The sequence below is a fragment of the Paenibacillus xylanilyticus genome, from assembly GCF_009664365.1.
GTDB lineage: Bacteria > Bacillota > Bacilli > Paenibacillales > Paenibacillaceae > Paenibacillus > Paenibacillus xylanilyticus_A.
Window position 1 is genome coordinate 5896853 of record NZ_CP044310.1, and the last position, 18008, is coordinate 5914860.

Below are 18008 nucleotides of genomic sequence, written 5' to 3' on the forward strand. Positions count from 1 at the left end.
CCATTCTGGACATGCTTAACCATGCACCGCATTCTCTATTGATGTTCTTTTATTCAAATGTATATATTCAAAACTTGGACCCACAGTTCTTCCATTAGGACCAGCTATTAATAGAATCAGGTACTGAATTGTTGGCCATACTTTTAATAGTATCGTGTCAAAAAAGGGCATAAAAAAAAGCCAAGCCAGATGGCTTAGCTTTTTACTAAAAACATGATTTAAGCCCAAGTCGGTTGCACCTTGAACATCGGCACTTCTTCCTCAGCTTTTTCGGTTGCAGGCTTAGCTGCGTCCAGTTTCGGTTCTTCAACCGAAATACGGTAAATGTCGGCTCCCAGTCCATTCAGCTTTTCAGCCAAGTGAACGTAGCCACGGTCGATGTGATGAACACCGCCGACTTCAGTTGTGCCTTCAGCAACCAGACCCGCAATAATGAGTGCAGCACCCGCACGCAAATCGGTAGCTGTAACTTTGGCACCCTTCAGTTTGGCATTACCTGTAATGATGGACGAACGGCCTTCCACTTTGATCTCCGCATTCATCAACTGGAATTCATCCACATGCATAAAGCGATTCTCAAACACCGTCTCTGTTACGACACTTGTTCCTTCTGATGCCAGCAAGAGCGCCATCATCTGGGACTGCATATCAGTAGGGAATCCAGGGTATGGTAAAGTTTTCACATCTACTGCCTTGAGTGGACGGTCTGCAATGACACGTACCCCATTCTCATCCGGCAGGATGGTCACTCCCATCTCTTCCATCTTGGCAATAACCGAACCCAAATGATCGGAGATAGCACCTTCGATGTACACGTCGCCACCAGAAATTGCAGCAGCAGCCATGTAAGTACCCGCTTCTACCCGGTCAGGAATCACGGTGTGCTTCACTCCAGTGAGTTTCTCCACACCTTCGATGCGAATAACTCCTGTACCCGCTCCACGGACTTTGGCACCCATTCCGTTAAGGAAGTTGGCCAGATCCACAATCTCAGGTTCTTTTGCTGCATTTTCCAGCACGGTTACACCGTCAGCCAGTGTTGCAGCCATCATAATATTTTGAGTAGCTCCGACAGAAGCTACATCCAGATAAATTTTTGCACCGCGCAACCGTCCTTGGCTGCGAGCTTCGATATAGCCTTGGCCCAAGCTGATCTCGGCACCCATGGCTTCAAAACCTTTCAAATGCTGATCAATCGGCCGTGTTCCGATGGCACATCCACCAGGAAGCGAAATTCTCGTATGACCCATACGCGTCAATAAAGGCCCCATGACCAGAAAAGACGCCCGCATTTTACTTACCCATTCATACGGGGCTTCACAGGAAGTAAGTTTTTCCGCATTCACGGTAATCACTTCGTCCCGGTATGTAACACCCGCTCCCAGCGATTCCAACACTTTGTTAATCGTCATCACATCGTCTAGAGGAGGCGCGTCAATAATAACGCTTTGTCCTTCTTCCCCTAGTAGAGAGGCAGCGATGATCGGAAGAACAGAATTTTTAGCGCCGCTAACTTTGACACTTCCGGTCAACCTTTTGCCACCGCGGACGATAAATTTGCTCATCATGGTTCCCTCCGCGCTTTTATTCCCTTTTCTTCATTCCGGAATACGTAAGCCCTCTGTGTTAGAAAGGACTGTTGCTGTGTGTGGAATTTCGACATTGCCCGGCAAAAAACGCCTGATGTCTGTTCAGAAAAGAATTGGTTTATAATCCAAAATTGATGATAACACTTGCCGTGCTGATTGCCTGCAAACTTGTAAATTAAGGCTTACAGGTCAGCAAAACATCAGGACAGACGGATTGGGATAATTTTTAGCCGGTAAATACCGGGGATCCCGTTTATAACCTAAGGTTAAAGTGAACAATAGTTAATTCCCTAACTTCCATCATAACATTTTTGAATTGTACGATACAAGCATTTTTACATAAAACATCTCAGTTCAACCAATTATACGTCACACATTTTTCTTAATTGTTAACAGGTTGGCCATACTCTAATTGTTGACACAATCAATCGATGTTATTCGACAATCAGGCTTCATGAAGAACCTAACAGATGATTAACCAACCATCTCAACATTAAAACAAATGACGCAACATTTGGGTCCATGATAAATAATCAATAACGAACCCGGATACGGCATGACCCAGAATAATGGCAAGCAGCAAATGCAGCAATCTTCCCTGAGCGCCCTTCGGCTGTCTGATAATCAGATCAAGCTTCAGGTTTTGCAGCGCCCACCATGCGAGTGCTATACACAATAGCGAAACGACAATCGAAACTAACCCATTTGTGCTTAATGACTGGTTCAACTGATTCGTCAGATCAATATCCATATATTCATTACCTCCACATTTGTTGCAGCAACCAGCGCAATTTTGCTTGTCACCCTTAATTCAAACTCATAAGAATGATTTGTTCCAGCAGAACACAACTGATTCACCGCTGAAGTACCCCATATGGAGATCCTTCGTGTTGCCCACTCTTCGAGCAGCACCATCTGGCTGTGAATGATCATGGAATTCATCTTCGCAGCTGCATTCTCTGCTGACTCTATGGAATATAGGCTCTTTCATCATACATTGTCAATTACATTGATTTCCACTTTGAAAATATTTTAATTTTAAATCATCGGGATTTTGTGACTAAAACGACATAAAAGAGCGCTATTTCGATATCGATCTTGTCATTTCCTCGGAAATAATTTGGTTTGAACTGGCCAAAAATGGGTCTATTAGTGGTAACTATCACCATTACTATAGTCCTATACTATATTCAATATCACACGAACGGTGATCGTTGTTTACAAAAATTAACGGTGAATCTACATAAAATCATCCAGTAAATAATGATTTCATACATAAATATGGAAGTCATTTCTGCAAAACACAGCAAAAAAAGCCCGGCAGACCAAGCCGCCGGGCTTCCTTTAATCGTTTATTTGCCGTATACGTTGATCCGGTTAACCGCTTTTTGCAGAGCAATCTCTGCCCGGCGGTGATCAAAGTGGTCCTGGTTGCTTTGGCTGCTGAGACGGCGTTCTGCCCGTTCTTTCGCTGCACGCGCACGATCCACATCGATATCTTCCGGGAATTCGGCACTTTCTGCGAGAACAACAACCTTATCTTTGCGGACTTCGATAAAGCCGCCGCCAATAGCGACCTGCTTGTTCTCTTTTCCGTTTTTGATAATAATCGGTGCAATCTGCAATGGAGTAACCATAGGGATATGGCCTGGCAATATCCCCAGTTCCCCTTCAATACCACGAGCGATGATGCTATCTGCTTGCGACGAATAGACCAAACGCTCAGGCGTTACAATTTCCAACAAAAAGGTGCTCAATTCCATCCCTCCTGAAACTATCCGAAGGATAGCTCGCTTCATAAGGACAATCTTGGATTCAGATTATACCAGTGTTTTAGCTTTCTCCACTGCCTCTTCAATCGTACCCACGAAGAGGAATGCTGCTTCCGGCAGATCGTCATGCTTGCCTTCGAGAATCTCTTTAAAGCTGCGCACCGTTTCTTTAACCGGAACGTATTTACCCGGAATACCGTTAAATGCTTCAGCAACGTGGAAAGGCTGGGACAAGAAACGTTGAATTTTACGAGCACGGTAAACGAGCGCTCTGTCTTCTTCACTGAGCTCGTCCATACCCAGGATCGCAATGATATCCTGCAGCTCATTATAACGCGCCAAGATGCGTTTAACGCCTTGAGCTACGCTATAGTGTTCTTCACCTACAACTTCTGGTGCCAAGATCCGGGAGCTGGATGCGAGTGGATCTACCGCAGGGTAGATACCCATCTCGGAAATTTTACGCTCCAGGTTCGTTGTTGCATCCAAGTGAGCAAACGTTGTTGCAGGAGCCGGATCCGTATAGTCATCCGCAGGTACGTAGATCGCCTGGATAGATGTAACCGATCCTTTTTTCGTGGAAGTGATACGCTCTTGCAATTGACCCATTTCTGTTGCCAGCGTAGGCTGGTAACCTACCGCGGAAGGCATACGTCCGAGCAAGGCAGATACTTCTGAACCCGCTTGGGTGAAACGGAAGATGTTATCGATAAAGAGCAACACGTCACGGCCTTCTTCATCACGGAAATATTCCGCCATTGTCAGACCTGTGAGGGCTACACGAAGACGTGCGCCTGGAGGCTCGTTCATTTGTCCGAAGACCATTGCTGTTTTGTTGATAACGCCGGAATCACTCATCTCGTGATACAAGTCGTTACCTTCACGTGTACGCTCACCAACACCCGCGAATACGGAGATACCACCGTGCTCTTGTGCAATGTTGTTGATCAATTCTTGAATAGTAACGGTTTTACCTACACCGGCACCACCGAACAAACCGATTTTACCACCTTTGGCGTAAGGAGCCAGCAAGTCGATAACTTTGATACCTGTCTCCAGCATTTCTGCTTGAGTCGTCAGTTCATCGAATGCAGGAGCAGAGCGGTGAATCGGGTTTTTATGTTCAGCAGCAACAGTACCGCCAGTATCAATCGCTTCGCCAAGTACGTTAAATACACGACCCAGTGTCGCTTCCCCAACAGGTACAGAGATTGGAGCTCCTGTATCTACTGCTTCCATACCACGTACGAGACCGTCCGTGGAGGACATCGCGATACAACGTACCCGGTTGTCACCCAGATGTTTCGAAGCTTCGAGTGTAAGACTTACACTTACGCCGCTTTCGGTTACTGTAGTGATCGTAATGGCATTGAGGATTTCCGGCAGACCGCCGCGTTCAAACTCGACGTCAACAACCGGACCCATGATGCTCACAACGCGTCCTTTGTTCATCTTAACGTTCCCCTCCTACAAGCCTGCTACTTTGACAAAAATAAAGTTCCGTTCGTTTATCTTTGCAGTGCAAGCCTTCATTAAATAAATAACGGTTAGCCTTGTGCTGCGTTGGCACCTGCCACAATTTCCGTAATCTCCTGCGTGATCGCTGCTTGACGGGCACGGTTGTAAGTCAATGACAAATCATTAATGAGTTTGGATGCATTTTTGGTTGCATTACCCATCGCCGTCATTTTCGCGCCCAACTCACTCGCCTTACCGTTCAGAAGCGCACCGTAGATCAATGTCTCCGCATAACGCGGAAGCAGAACCTCCAGTACAGCCTCGGCTGACGGTTCGTACTCGTAGCTTGCAGTTGGTCCATTCGCAGCAGATACCTCAGGTGTATCCATAGGAAGAAGACGTTCTACCGTAGGAATCTGGGTCAACGCATTTACAAAGCGGTTATAACAAATGTACAATTCATCAAATTCAGCCAGTTCAAATCCACGAACAGCTTCGTGTGCGATGGATTTGATATCTGCAAATGAAGGCGAATCCGACAGATCCGTTGTCGTGGAAGCCATCGCAATCTCACGGCGTCTGAAGTAATCGCGTCCCTTACGTCCGATTACGAACAACTCATAATCATTCTGTGAGTTATGGCGTTCTTTCAGTGTCTGGTTAACCTGACGCAGAATATTCGCATTGTATCCACCTGCAAGTCCGCGGTCCGATGTAATGATTAGATAAGCTGTCTTTTTGACCGGACGGCTCTCTAGCATCGGATGCTGGATGCCTTGCGTGCTGGATGCAATACTAGCCACAACTTCTTTCAGTTTCTCCGAATAAGGACGGGCTGCCTCAGCTTTTTCCTGCGCTTTACGCAGTTTTGCAGCTGCAACCATCTCCATTGCTTTGGTGATCTGCTTGGTGCTCTGTACGCTTTTAATTTGCCGCTTAATTTCGCGCATGCCTTTTGCCATGATTTCACCACCTCAAAACTTTGGCGGAGCCAAAGTTACTTCGTAAGCATCAACACAAGTTTTGACGTAGTCAAAACTACTTCGTAAGCATTATCTTACTTTGAAAGCATCAAAGTTTTACATGCAGACATGCGGAATCGGTTAAACAACTCCGCAGCTGCAATCATCTATTTAGACAGAGACAGCGAAGCTCTTTCTGAACTTCTCGATTGCACCTTTCAGTGCATTTTCGTTGTCTGCAGTCAATTCTTTTGTATCACGGATGGACCCGAGAATTTCCGGATGGTTGCTCTCCATGAACGCAAGGAACTCACGCTCAAAGCGAGTAACGTCACCTGTTGGAATTTCATCCAGGAATCCTTTAACCGCTGTATACAAGCTCACAACCTGCTGTTCAACAGGCAGAGGCTGGTTTACACCCTGCTTCAGGATTTCCATCATGCGGGCACCACGATTCAGGCGGGCCTGAGTCGCTTTGTCCAGATCGGAGCCGAACTGGGAGAACGCTTGAAGCTCACGATATTGAGCGAGGTCGAGACGCAGGGAACCTGCAACCTTTTTCATCGCTTTGATCTGAGCAGAACCACCGACACGGGATACGGAAATACCTACGTTGATCGCCGGGCGTTGTCCAGCATTGAACAAGTCGGCTTCAAGGAAGATTTGTCCGTCTGTGATCGAGATTACGTTCGTCGGGATGTAAGCAGATACGTCGGAAGCCTGTGTTTCAATGAATGGCAGAGCGGTTAAAGAACCACCACCAAGTTCATCATTCAGCTTCGCTGCACGCTCCAGCAAACGGGAGTGCAGATAGAATACGTCACCCGGATATGCCTCACGGCCCGGAGGACGACGAAGCAGCAAGGAGAGCTCACGGTATGCTGCCGCTTGTTTAGTCAAGTCATCATAGATAACGAGAACGTGCTCGCCTTTGTACATGAAGTACTCACCCATTGAACAACCGGAGTAAGGTGCAATGTACAAGAGCGGGGATGGATCAGATGCTGCTGCAGTTACGACGATTGTGTACTCCATTGCGCCTTTACGACGAAGAGTTTCCACAACTTGAGCAACCGTAGATTGCTTCTGACCGATAGCAACGTAGATACACTTCATGCCGCTGCCTTTTTGGTTCAGGATAGCATCGATTGCGATCGATGTTTTACCTGTTTGACGGTCACCGATGATCAACTCACGTTGTCCGCGACCGATTGGAACCATTGCGTCAATCGCTTTGATACCAGTTTGCATTGGCTCATGAACCGATTTACGATCCATAACGCCTGGTGCTTTACCTTCAACCGGACGGAATTCCGTTGTAGCGATTGGCCCTTTGCCATCTACAGGAATACCGAGCGGGTTCACAACGCGTCCAATCAATGCTTCGCCAACCGGCACTTGCATGATTTGACCTGTACGTTTTACTTGGTCGCCTTCACGGATGTCAGAGTAAGGTCCCAGGATAACGACACCGACATTGCTCTCTTCCACGTTCATGGCGAGGCCCATAACACCGCTTGGGAATTCAACCAACTCGTTGGACATGACATTCTCAAGTCCGTATACACGGGCGATACCGTCACCCACCTCAATAACCGTCCCGACTTCGACTACATCGATATCGTTCTTGTATTGTTCGATCTGGCTCTTAATTAATGTACTGATTTCTTCTGGTTTGATACTCAAGTGTCCTCACCCCAATCTACTGTACTCGTCTGTTAAAAGACTGCTCAAGACGTTCGAGCTTGCCAGCCAAGCTGCCGTCATAGATCGTATCGCCAATGGCGACTTTCAATCCGCCCAGCAGAGTCGAATCGACAATGTTCTCGATACGGATCTTTTTATTCACACGGCCTCCGAATTCACGGGCTACCGCTTCTTTTTCTTCATCATTCAATGCATAAGTCGAGTAAACACGGGCATCGGCAATGCCGAGCGAGTCGCCCTCGATCTTCAGATAATCACTCAAAAGAGCTTCCAGCAGTTCAACACGGCCACGCTCAATCAGGAGCAGAACCGTACGCAGAACAGGTTCGGACACTTTGCCTTCAAGGCTCGCTTGGAGCACGTTCCGTTTGGCTTCATCAGAGATGTTCGGAGATACGATGAACTTGATGATCTCGGTATCCCCAGTCAATCCACTGACAACCGCACGCAACTCCTGTTCAACTTCAAGTACCTGCTGCTGCTGGAGAGCGACTTCGAACAATGCTTTCGCATAACGCTTGGCAACAATCGTATCGCGGCTCATTGTCGGCCCCCTACCTCATTGAGGTATTGGTTCACAAGCTCTTCTTGTGCTGGACCGTTCTCAACTTCTTTTTTGATCAATTTGGAAGCAATCTGAACGGAAGCTGTACCCAGTTCGCTGCGAAGCGCTGCAACTGCTTTGTTCTTCTCGCTTTCAATTTCACGTACCGCATCGTCTTTCAGACGATTAGCTTCAGCTTTTGCGTCAGCCAGAATTGACTCAGCCTGTTTGCCGCCCGTTTGTTTGGACTGTTCAATGATGTCGTGAGCTTCCTTGCGCGCTTGCTCCAGAGCTTGTTTTTGTTCCTCCACATAGGCAATGGCCTGTTCCCGAGTCTGAGCAGCCTCATTCATCTGCGTCAGCACGAGTTCGCGACGTTTTTCCATGATGGAGAACAAAGGACCGAAAGCATAACGGCTAAGCAGCCAATATAAAATTGCAAATGCGATAATCGCAAGAAGCGTATTTTCCCATACGAAACTCAATCTGTTCACTCCTTCCTGGAGGTATCCTTGAAACGTTCATCCGCATGAACGGACATTACCTAAAAAGAAGGCGCGGATGGCTATGGCCTTCCCCGCCAAACCTTATCAATTTAATTAAGCCGCACCGTAGAACATGAACGCGAGTACCACACCGATGATCGGCAATACCTCGATCAGACCTACCCCGATAAACATTGTTGTTTGAAGAGTGGATTTTGCTTCCGGTTGACGGGCAATTCCTTCTACTGTCTTGCTGATTACCATACCGTTACCGATACCTGCGCCAAACGCGCCCAGTCCTGCAACAATTGCTGCTGCGATTAATGCCATTGCTCCCATTTGTATATCCTCCTTAAAATTATAAATCAAATTTTTTATTGTTCAGCCTGGTGAAGAAATCTTCGTAGGGCTTGGAACTTAATGTTCGTCGTGCGTCTCGATGCTCTGTGAAATGTACACCATCATCAAGATTACAAAAACAAATGCCTGGATCGCGCCGATAAAGATACTAAAGCCTTGCCACACCATCAGCAACGGAATGGCAGCTATTGCGCCAAACACTTTAAACGTGGTCAGCTTCAGGATCGTTGCGATCAGTACCTCACCCGCGAAGATATTGGCGAATAGACGCATACCGTGTGTCAGCAGCTTGGATGCCGTTTCAATCAAGTTGATGGGCAAGAACAAGGCGAATGGCTGAAGGTAGTGCTTGAGATAACCTCTCGTGTTGCGGAACAATCCGAGTCCATGAGATACCATGAACGCAACAAGTGCTAGTCCCATCGTTACCGACAAGTCAGCGGTAGGTGATTTCCACCAAGCCAGCTCAACGTGTGGATGTGCTTCAGGATCTTTGGCATGCGCTTCTTCAAACGCATCGACCGCTGTAACGATCGGTTGATTAAACACCTGTGCCTGACTGACCTCTGTAACTTCCGTAACTGCCTGGAACGGAAGACCCAGCATGTTACCGACAAAGATGAACATAATCATGGAAAGTGCGAGAGAGATAAAATGTTTCCCTTTCTTCATATCCATCGTGCTGGAAATCAGATTGCGGACGAATTCGACTGCCCACTCCATAAAATTTTGCAGCTTGCCGGGGTTCTCAACGGACAATCTCCGTGTAGCCAGGACAGCAAAAATAAAAACGAGGGCACCTGTAACGACCAACATTAACACAACCGATAGATCCAGTCGAAATCCGCCAAGCATAATAATTGGAGCTTCATGCATATTTTTCTCACCCCTTTCTCGACTTGAAAGCTGCAGCACCTAACATCATTCTGCTCTGCGGGAATAGACGATCCCTATAATCAGTAAGGAAAATTGCGCAATGACCAGACCGCCTGCAACCGCATATGTATTGAAATACTGCGGAAAGCGCATCGATATATATATACCGAGCACTGCGAGTGCCGCTCTTGTCAAAAATCCCAGGTTCACACGCTTCAAGTTACCTTCTGCCGCATCATCTGACATTTTCCTTACTTTGTAGCCCAGGTAAAATGCATTGATCCAGCTAATTCCTGTACCCAGGGCCAGTCCCAAAGCAATTGTCTCCACACGTGGCATAAAGGCCGCTGCGAGAAAACAAATCATAAGAAAGTACATGATGGAAACAGTCATCCATCTGCGGTATCTGGTTAGTTCACTCATCACTTTCCCCCATGAATTTTTTCGCGATAAAGTAGATGCTCACTCCACCTGCCGCCAGAAAAAAGAGAACGCTTACGGCGATCCATATTCCGTTACCTCCAATGGTCTTGTCCAACCAGGAGCCAGCGTAATATCCGGCAACAGCGAGAACAGCAATCTCGATCCCAAAAGCTGTCACGAGCCCCATCGCTTTCCATACATTGTTGTCATGGTTACGGGATGAATTTGGTTTGTTCGAATCGGCCATTTTCCACGCCACCCTTGCAATCCCAGTTAATTTTACTGAATGATGAGAGCCTTTGTCAATTGAATGATTTTAGTGTTTTAAAGGGTAAAACGACGGGTTTACAGGCCCCCGGGAGCCCATAAACCCGCGTAAACCGTACAGTTTAACTGTATGCTGTACCCTTTATGATTCAGTCAGAAAAAACGAATTATTTTTTGAATTTTCTGTGAAATGATTCCGGACGTTCACTATTTACGCCAAAATGGTGCAAAATCGCATTGACAATTCTTTCCGATGCATGTCCATCACCGTATGGATTGGCAGCTTGACTCATGCTTGCATACAGCGTTTCATCTGTAAGCAGAGCTTTGGTCCGTTCATAAACACGTTCCTCATCCGTACCCACCAGTTCCAACGTTCCAGCCTCGATGCCTTCAGGGCGCTCCGTTGTATCCCGCAGAACCAGCACGGGCACACCAAACGAAGGTGCTTCTTCCTGCAAACCGCCTGAATCGGTCAAAATCAAGTGAGTATGCGGATAAAAGTTATGCAAATCCACCACGTCTAGTGGATCAATTAATTGAATACGGGGGTGATTCCCCAAAATCGCGTGAGCCGGCTCCTTCACAGCAGGACTTGGATGCACCGGGTACACGATGGCAATATCTTCGAACTCGTCGGCAATCCGTTTAACGGCCTGGAAAATGTTACGGTGAGGCTCGCCTTGGGATTCACGGCGGTGAGCTGTCATCAGCACAAGACGTTTGCCCTGTGCCCATTCAAGTACCGGATGTGTGTAATCCTGCCGTACTGTATATTGAAACACATCAGTTACCGTGTTGCCTGTGACATAGGTACTAGACTCCGGTTTATTTTCTTTGGCAAGGTTGGAGAACGACCAATCTGTCGGTGCAAAATGCAAGTCTGCAAGTACGCCGGTCAACTGGCGGTTCATTTCCTCCGGATACGGAGACAGCTTGTTCCACGTACGAAGGCCTGCTTCCACATGGCCCACCTGAATCTGCTGCAGAAACGCTGCATAGCTGGCTACAAACGTAGTCAGCGTATCCCCGTGAACAAGCACGATGTCGGGTTTTGCTTCGCGCAGTACAGGCTCCAGGCCACCAAGGACACGAATCGTGATTTCATTCAGCGTTTGGCGATCTTTCATCACGTCCAGATCATAGTCCGGTTGAATATTAAACACTTCCAGAACCTGATCCAGCATTTGACGATGTTGTGCGGTCACACAGACGATGGATTCGATAGATTCGGGATGTTTCTGAAGTTCCAAAATAAGCGGAGCCATCTTAATGGCTTCCGGACGAACTCCGAATATCGTCATGACTTTAATTTTCTTGGACATTCAAACAAAGCCCCTTTTCTATTCAGCATGCAGCATGCTTATTTAGTGCCGTACAGACGGTCTCCTGCATCTCCCAATCCGGGAACGATATAACCATGATCATCCAGACGATCATCCAGTGCAGCCACATAGATGTCCACATCCGGGTGTGCGTCCTGAACTGCTTTTACACCTTCAGGTGCTGCAACAAGGTTCATCATTTTGATTTGGGTGCAGCCGCGTTTTTTGAGCACGTCAATCGCAGCAATGGCAGATCCGCCAGTTGCCAGCATTGGGTCGATAACAATCAGCTCACGCTCCGTAACGTCTGTAGGCAGCTTCGTGTAGTATTCAACAGGTTGCAGTGTTTCCGGGTCACGGAAAAGACCAACATGTCCTACTTTTGCCGCAGGAAGCAGTTTAACAACGCCATCCAGCATACCCAGACCTGCGCGCAGGATTGGTACCAGACCAAGCATACGACCAGAGATGACCTTTCCTTGTGTTTCAGCTACTGGTGTTTGCACATCAATAGATTCGAGCGGAATCTCTCTTGTAATCTCGTACGCCATCAGCGTAGCCACTTCATCCACCAATTCGCGGAAATCTTTCGTATTCGTACGCATGTCGCGTATAAACGTCAGTTTGTGTTGAATCAAGGGGTGATCACATATTACTAATTTTCCCATCTAATTTGTCCCTCCGGTAAGTTCTTCATGTACAGCATTACCAATAATGCCTAATTATCATTCATAGGCCCGATAAATCCTGTATATTATATCATCACCTACACCGAATTACACCATCAAAGGACATGTAATCATTACAGAAAACCGAATACTATAAAAATAGGACCGGAAACTTGGCATGTTCCGGTCCTTTTTTGCTCTAGTTGTACAATAATTCCATGTGCCTGTGGACTAGTATTTCAGATCTGTGTACAGCGGGAATTGGTCTGTCAGAGCCGTTACTTCCGCGCGAGCCTCATCCAGCTTCGCTGTATCTCTAGGATTTTTCAATGTTTTTGCAATGATTTTACCGATAGCAACCATGGCTTCTTCGTTCATGCCACGGGAAGTAGCTGCCGGAGTACCAATACGAATGCCGCTCGTTACAAACGGGCTGGTCGGATCAAATGGAATTGCATTTTTGTTCACGGTAATACCGATGGAATCAAGCACATGCTCAGCTTCCTTACCTGTGATGTTCACGCTGCGAGTGTCGATCAGCATCAAGTGGTTGTCTGTACCGCCGGATACAATGTTCAGTCCTTCGGCAATCAGTGTTTCAGCCAAAACCTGAGCGTTCTTCACTACGTTTTGTGCATAAGTTTTGAACGAAGGCTGCAGGGCTTCACCCAGAGCTACCGCTTTGGAAGCAATAACGTGCATCAAAGGTCCACCTTGGGAACCTGGGAATACCGCTTTATCGATCGCAGCTGCCCAGGATTTGCGGCACAGGATCATACCGCCACGAGGTCCGCGCAGCGTTTTGTGTGTTGTCGTTGTTACGAAATGGGCATGCGGAACCGGGCTCGGATGCAATCCGGCAGCAACCAGTCCTGCAATGTGGGCCATGTCCACCATGAACAATGCACCTACATCGTTTGCGATGGAAGCGAGTTTTTCAAAATCAATCGTACGCGGGTATGCACTTGCGCCTGCAACAATCAGACGAGGACGGTGCTTGAACGCTGCTTTGCGCACTTCATCGTAATCGATCAGGAATGTATCTTCCTGTACGCCATAGGCCACGAAGTTGTAGAGCAAACCAGATGCATTCACCGGGCTGCCGTGAGTCAGGTGTCCACCATGAGCAAGGTTCATGCCCAGCACCGTGTCACCAGGTTTCAATGCGGCAAGATATACTGCCATATTCGCTTGTGCTCCGGAGTGAGGCTGTACGTTTACGTGCTCAGCTCCAAACAGTTCCTTCGCGCGGTCACGTGCGATATCTTCCACGACATCCACATGCTCGCAGCCACCATAATAACGTTTGCCTGGGTATCCTTCAGCGTACTTGTTTGTCAGTACAGATCCAAGTGCCTCAATTACCGCTTCACTTACGATGTTCTCGGATGCAATCAGCTCAATGTTGTTCTGTTGGCGTTTCAATTCCAAATTCATCGCTTCAAGTACTGCAGGGTCATTCTTACGCAATTGTTCCATGTTTAAATTCCTCCCAGTATATTAGTGAAGTTATAAAGCAAAATTGAAAGGTTACACTCGCCACTCCGAATGCAGCACAATCTTCCGATCGCTGTTATCCCCAGATTTTTTTGAATCCCCCTTTAAAGGGGAAATCCGGTGATAGCCTATGCTTCCGATGTAGCTTTCTTTCAGAAAGCTTTTAGGCAAGCACTTCGTTTCTCCAGATTTGTCCTGCACTCTCCGTTTTCGTGTAAACATTAATTTCGCTTTATAGTAGGTTGAAGATATCAGTCACAAAATGTCGAATCTGGTTGCTCTTCCATCTGATACACCGCACGTTCGCCGCCAATCAGCTTCGGTCGGGTCAACGCTGTCGTTACACGGGCTTCCCCGATGTAGCGAAGTGTTGTACGGAAGGGGACTGCCACATGCCGCAAGTGCATGCCAATCATCGTTTCCCCGATATCCACTCCTGCATGAGCATGCACATGTTCAGCCAGACAAGGATCATTCAGTGAACGATATGCTGCAGATGCCATGGAACCGCCTGCCTTGGGAACCGGTACGGCACCCACTTCAGTCAAACCAAGACGCGTGAGCAGTGAACGCTCCATCACGAGTGCACGGTTCAAATGTTCACAGCACTGAAACACAGGCTCGAAGCCAAATTCCTGCTGCACCTCGCGAATCCCTGCAAGAAGCTGCTGTGCTACATCAACGGCACCACTCGTACCAATCTTTTGGCCTGCAACCTCGCTTGTGCTTGTACCGATCACAACGATCTGTCCAGGTCCAAGCTTACCGGCAAGTGCCAGTTCACGCAGAATGGTTACGGTCTGTTCCTGCAATCCGGGTTGATCCGAATCTAACTCAATAGTCATCCTATCGCCTCCCGATAAAATCATGCCTGACTTCCTCACGGCAGTCCGCTCTTGTATTCATGCACGGCATCTCAGGTACTATTATAGCGAATAATCAGATGAAAGACGAAAAAAAGAGCAGTCTGCGGGTATCGCAGAATTGCTCTTTTGCCCAGGCGACCGGCCGTTTGTTCCGGTGCTCCATTGTGGTTGTGCCCACTTCGTCGCCAGTTACACCGGATCCCTGTTTTCCCCTTCATCATAAAACAACCCACGCTTAAAATCAACGGGTAATTTACACCACGTGTTCGTTTTTGCATAACAATTTAATTTAAAAATTCAATCTTCACTGTCCCATTACTATGACCTGCACAATCAGGGTTTATCCCAACTTGTCCAGAAGGCGATCCAGTGCAGTTCTGATCTCCGCAGCGGCGATATTGTAATCATCACGACTGCCGCCAAACGGGTCAGATATATCAAAGCTTGGAATACGCTGCCGGATCTCAATCACGCGTTCACGCTCTGATGCCAGAATCTCCTGACCGAGTGCACGCTTCAGTTCCATTGTGGCGAACAGGCTGTCCAGTTCCTGAAGATCATTCAGAACCTGATTATCATTCTCCACATATTCTTTCAGCGTGTACGTCTTGTGTACCGAATCCGGGAAAACCTGCAGAACATGCTGTTTATGGCTTCGCGTTAACGTAAGGACCAAATCTGCCCAGCCAATCAGGCTCGCGTTAAGCTGTGTGGAATGACCAGGCCCTTCCGCCTGATGATCTCTTAATACAGCTTCGGCATGACGGGAAATTGGCATTCCCGATGCTGCCGCCACACCTGCAGAACGAACCTCTACCTGAATGCCCCGTTCCGCTGCCAGCTTGCGCAAAAGCCCCTCCGCCATGGGGCTGCGGCACGTATTACCTGTACATACAAACAAAATATGTTTCATTGTGATAGCCTCCCCATTTCGCAAATGTTGTCGAATGATGCAATATTTTAATTTTAAATGATGAACAGTTAAAGAGTTTGGTTATGACTGCACAAGGGCTGCACTGCTTCGCTCTATGACTATTAAAAAATAAACAACAGTCCAAACGCAAGCAGGATGGCTCCACCAATCGCTTCACCATAATCACCAAGGTTCTGGCTCACTCGTCTTCCCAGCAGCAGACCCATGACGGACATGATTCCACCGCATGCACCAAAGGCAAGTACCGTCAGCACCAGATCACTGCTAAACATGCCGAGGGACACCCCAACGGAAAACGAATCCACGCTTACACTGAGTGAAAACAGTATCACACCGAGCATGGAGCGATGGTCCACCAGCTTGGTGTCACCTTCACGAAATGCATTCAGAATCATGTGACCCCCAAGCAGAACGAGCAATCCGCCTGCGGCATACGTCGTAATATCTCCCAAGAGAGAGCTGACGTATTTTCCCGTGTACATGCCGATCAGCGGCATGATGACATGAAACAAGGCCGTAACCAAGCTGATTCGCAGCACATCACGCAAACGAATGCCTTTCATGCCAATCCCAATGCCCAGCGAGAAGGCATCCAGCCCAAGGGCGACGGCCATGATCAAAATGGTTACCAACTGCCCCAAATGGGCAGACACATCCCACATTCCCATACCCCCAAGTCACGTAAAGGTTCTTGTACACGATATGCGGACAAGGACACAAACATGACGGGAGATAGAGAATGAATAGTCGGCTGAGACGCAGGCAAGCGTGTCAAAAGGGGATGGCTCTAATCGGCAGGCCGTGGTGTGGTTGTGCTTGCTGCCACGGCCTGCCGATTAGGTGGACCGGAGAGACATTGTCAGCTCCGGTCACGGTGTTACTGGTCACCAACCTGTATAAGTTGGTGACCAGCAGCTTTGAGCAGCCGATTCATAACGGCTGCTCCCAGCCCTTCGCGTGAGCAGGCTTCAGCCACAATGTATGTGGCGCCCTGCTCATCGCAGCTGCGCAGCGCGGCATACAGCCGGCGCGCTGCTTCTTCAAGCTCGCTGGCATTGCCCAGCGAGAATACGGCATCGGCGCGGTACTGCTCCGCGTGCTCGGCGAACGCCAGCACCGCGGTGCGCTCTCCGCGCTGCGCCGCCTCCGCGAGGGCGGCGCTGATCCAGGCCGCCACGGCTGGCGGCGGCCCCTCTACCACGCACAGCGACCCTGCGGGCGCATAGTGCGTGTACTTCATGCCCGGCGAGCGCGGCGCCAGGCTGCCTTCGCCTTCGGACCCACCCGCGAGAATCGCCGGGTCCGTGGCGACATGGGCGGCAACGGCGGACAACTGCTCCGCCGTAATGCCGCCAGGGCGCAGGATGGTGACGGTACCGTCGTCACCGACCTGCACTACCGTGGACTCGACGCCCACACCCGTGGGGCCGCCGTCCACGATGCCGCCGATGCGGCCAGCCAGATCCTCGCTCACATGTGAAGCGAGCGTCGGGCTTGGCCGCCCGGAGCGGTTAGCGCTTGGCGCAGCCACTGGGCACGCCGCTGCTGCGAGCAGCTGTAGAGCAACCGGGTGATCCGGCATGCGAACACCCACCGTGTCCAAGCCAGCCGTAACCCGCGGGGATACGGCGCCTGGTTTAACAGGCAGCACAATCGTGAGCGGCCCTGGCCAAAAGGCTTTGATCAGCGCTTCTGCCGCCTCATTCACTTCCGTAACCAGTGAATCCAGCTGATCGCGATGTGCAATATGCACAATGAGCGGATTGTCTGACGGGCGGCCTTTGGCTTCAAATATAGCCTCTACCGCGGTTGTACTGCGCGCATCCGCGCCCAAACCGTATACCGTCTCCGTCGGGAACGCAACGGTCTGGCCCTGACGAATGTAGGCAGCAGCAGTCTGCAAGTCAGCGAGTGCCTGCTGATAGGCGCTCTTTTTTTTCTCATCAGATCCCTGTCCCTCAGGTTCACCCATAACCAAATTACCCACAACATGCGGCTGTTTCTCACTCATCAATGCTCTGACATCCCACACCGAGGTAAGCAATCCTTCTGGGTTTCCCGAATCTTTGTTTCCTGTGTATTGGTCTTGTTCTCTACTCATATATCCATCATCCCTAAACTTCAATAGGTTAGTAACCGCGGGGCCTCGACCTTGGCGGTAGCTGTCTTGCTTTCATTTCGAATACCTATAATTATAGCATATCTGTTCAACCTAAGAACGGGCTCGCTATCTCTCTTGTAAACCCCATTCGTTTAAACATGACAGCCATTCATT

The 18008-nt window shown here is 48.7% G+C and carries 20 protein-coding genes and 1 riboswitch; all 20 genes read right to left on the reverse strand.

Annotated features, from left to right (window positions below):
• Positions 1-218: 218 nt before the first annotated feature.
• Positions 219-1565, reverse strand: a complete 1347-nt coding sequence (gene murA / locus F4V51_RS26350; RefSeq protein ID WP_095359959.1) for a UDP-N-acetylglucosamine 1-carboxyvinyltransferase — start codon at positions 1563-1565, stop codon at positions 219-221.
• Between the two features lie 517 nt (positions 1566-2082).
• Positions 2083-2340 (reverse strand): DUF1146 family protein, encoded by a 258-nt coding sequence (locus tag F4V51_RS26355; protein WP_095291312.1) that lies wholly within the window; start codon positions 2338-2340, stop codon positions 2083-2085.
• Positions 2325-2531, reverse strand: a complete 207-nt coding sequence (locus tag F4V51_RS26360) for a hypothetical protein (RefSeq protein ID WP_153980162.1) — start codon at positions 2529-2531, stop codon at positions 2325-2327. Before F4V51_RS26360 ends, F4V51_RS26355 begins: the two co-directional genes overlap by 16 nt.
• Positions 2532-2941: 410 nt before the next feature.
• Positions 2942-3346 (reverse strand): F0F1 ATP synthase subunit epsilon, encoded by a 405-nt coding sequence (locus F4V51_RS26365; protein ID WP_153980163.1) that lies wholly within the window; start codon positions 3344-3346, stop codon positions 2942-2944.
• A 63-nt stretch (positions 3347-3409) separates the two neighbouring features.
• Complete coding sequence (gene atpD / locus F4V51_RS26370; RefSeq protein ID WP_127537240.1) at positions 3410-4813, reverse strand: F0F1 ATP synthase subunit beta; 1404 nt, start codon at positions 4811-4813, stop codon at positions 3410-3412.
• A 95-nt stretch (positions 4814-4908) separates the two neighbouring features.
• Entirely contained in the window at positions 4909-5781 is an 873-nt protein-coding gene (atpG, locus tag F4V51_RS26375; RefSeq protein ID WP_153980164.1) for an ATP synthase F1 subunit gamma, read from the reverse strand.
• A gap of 171 nt (positions 5782-5952) precedes the next feature.
• The gene (gene atpA, locus F4V51_RS26380) at positions 5953-7467 is read right to left on the reverse strand and encodes a F0F1 ATP synthase subunit alpha (RefSeq protein ID WP_153980165.1); all 1515 of its coding nucleotides are present in this window, start codon (positions 7465-7467) and stop codon (positions 5953-5955) included.
• A 16-nt stretch (positions 7468-7483) separates the two neighbouring features.
• A complete protein-coding gene (locus F4V51_RS26385; protein ID WP_153980166.1) occupies positions 7484-8032 on the reverse strand; it encodes a F0F1 ATP synthase subunit delta in 549 nt (182 codons plus the stop codon).
• Positions 8029-8517 carry a F0F1 ATP synthase subunit B gene (gene atpF / locus F4V51_RS26390; RefSeq protein ID WP_095291225.1) on the reverse strand — a complete coding sequence of 163 codons (489 nt, stop codon included), beginning with the start codon at positions 8515-8517 and terminating at the stop codon, positions 8029-8031. Before atpF ends, F4V51_RS26385 begins: the two co-directional genes overlap by 4 nt.
• 114 nt (positions 8518-8631) lie before the next feature.
• Positions 8632-8856, reverse strand: coding sequence for a F0F1 ATP synthase subunit C (gene atpE / locus F4V51_RS26395; RefSeq protein WP_090922866.1), 225 nt, complete (start codon positions 8854-8856; stop codon positions 8632-8634).
• Between the two features lie 78 nt (positions 8857-8934).
• Complete coding sequence (gene atpB / locus F4V51_RS26400; protein ID WP_127537241.1) at positions 8935-9753, reverse strand: F0F1 ATP synthase subunit A; 819 nt, start codon at positions 9751-9753, stop codon at positions 8935-8937.
• A 45-nt stretch (positions 9754-9798) separates the two neighbouring features.
• Positions 9799-10176 carry an ATP synthase subunit I gene (locus F4V51_RS26405; protein ID WP_153980167.1) on the reverse strand — a complete coding sequence of 126 codons (378 nt, stop codon included), beginning with the start codon at positions 10174-10176 and terminating at the stop codon, positions 9799-9801.
• Positions 10169-10423, reverse strand: a complete 255-nt coding sequence (locus F4V51_RS26410) for an AtpZ/AtpI family protein (RefSeq protein ID WP_153980168.1) — start codon at positions 10421-10423, stop codon at positions 10169-10171. Before F4V51_RS26410 ends, F4V51_RS26405 begins: the two co-directional genes overlap by 8 nt.
• Before the next feature lie 187 nt (positions 10424-10610).
• A complete protein-coding gene (wecB, locus tag F4V51_RS26415) occupies positions 10611-11768 on the reverse strand; it encodes a non-hydrolyzing UDP-N-acetylglucosamine 2-epimerase (protein ID WP_095359964.1) in 1158 nt (385 codons plus the stop codon).
• Positions 11769-11806: 38 nt separating this feature from the next.
• Positions 11807-12436 (reverse strand): uracil phosphoribosyltransferase, encoded by a 630-nt coding sequence (gene upp, locus F4V51_RS26420; protein WP_127537245.1) that lies wholly within the window; start codon positions 12434-12436, stop codon positions 11807-11809.
• A 231-nt stretch (positions 12437-12667) separates the two neighbouring features.
• Complete coding sequence (glyA, locus tag F4V51_RS26425; protein WP_153980169.1) at positions 12668-13915, reverse strand: serine hydroxymethyltransferase; 1248 nt, start codon at positions 13913-13915, stop codon at positions 12668-12670.
• A gap of 269 nt (positions 13916-14184) precedes the next feature.
• Positions 14185-14778: a TIGR01440 family protein gene (locus F4V51_RS26430; protein WP_153980170.1), complete on the reverse strand. Its 594-nt coding sequence runs from the start codon at positions 14776-14778 to the stop codon at positions 14185-14187.
• 142 nt (positions 14779-14920) lie between these two features.
• Positions 14921-15002, reverse strand: a riboswitch (ZMP/ZTP riboswitch).
• A gap of 137 nt (positions 15003-15139) precedes the next feature.
• Entirely contained in the window at positions 15140-15712 is a 573-nt protein-coding gene (locus F4V51_RS26435) for a low molecular weight protein arginine phosphatase (RefSeq protein WP_153980171.1), read from the reverse strand.
• 122 nt (positions 15713-15834) lie between these two features.
• On the reverse strand, positions 15835-16395 hold the full coding sequence (locus tag F4V51_RS26440; RefSeq protein ID WP_095291207.1) for a manganese efflux pump MntP: 561 nt from the start codon (positions 16393-16395) through the stop codon (positions 15835-15837).
• 215 nt (positions 16396-16610) lie between these two features.
• Positions 16611-17834 (reverse strand): L-threonylcarbamoyladenylate synthase, encoded by a 1224-nt coding sequence (locus tag F4V51_RS26445; RefSeq protein WP_153980172.1) that lies wholly within the window; start codon positions 17832-17834, stop codon positions 16611-16613.
• Positions 17835-18008: the final 174 nt, after the last annotated feature.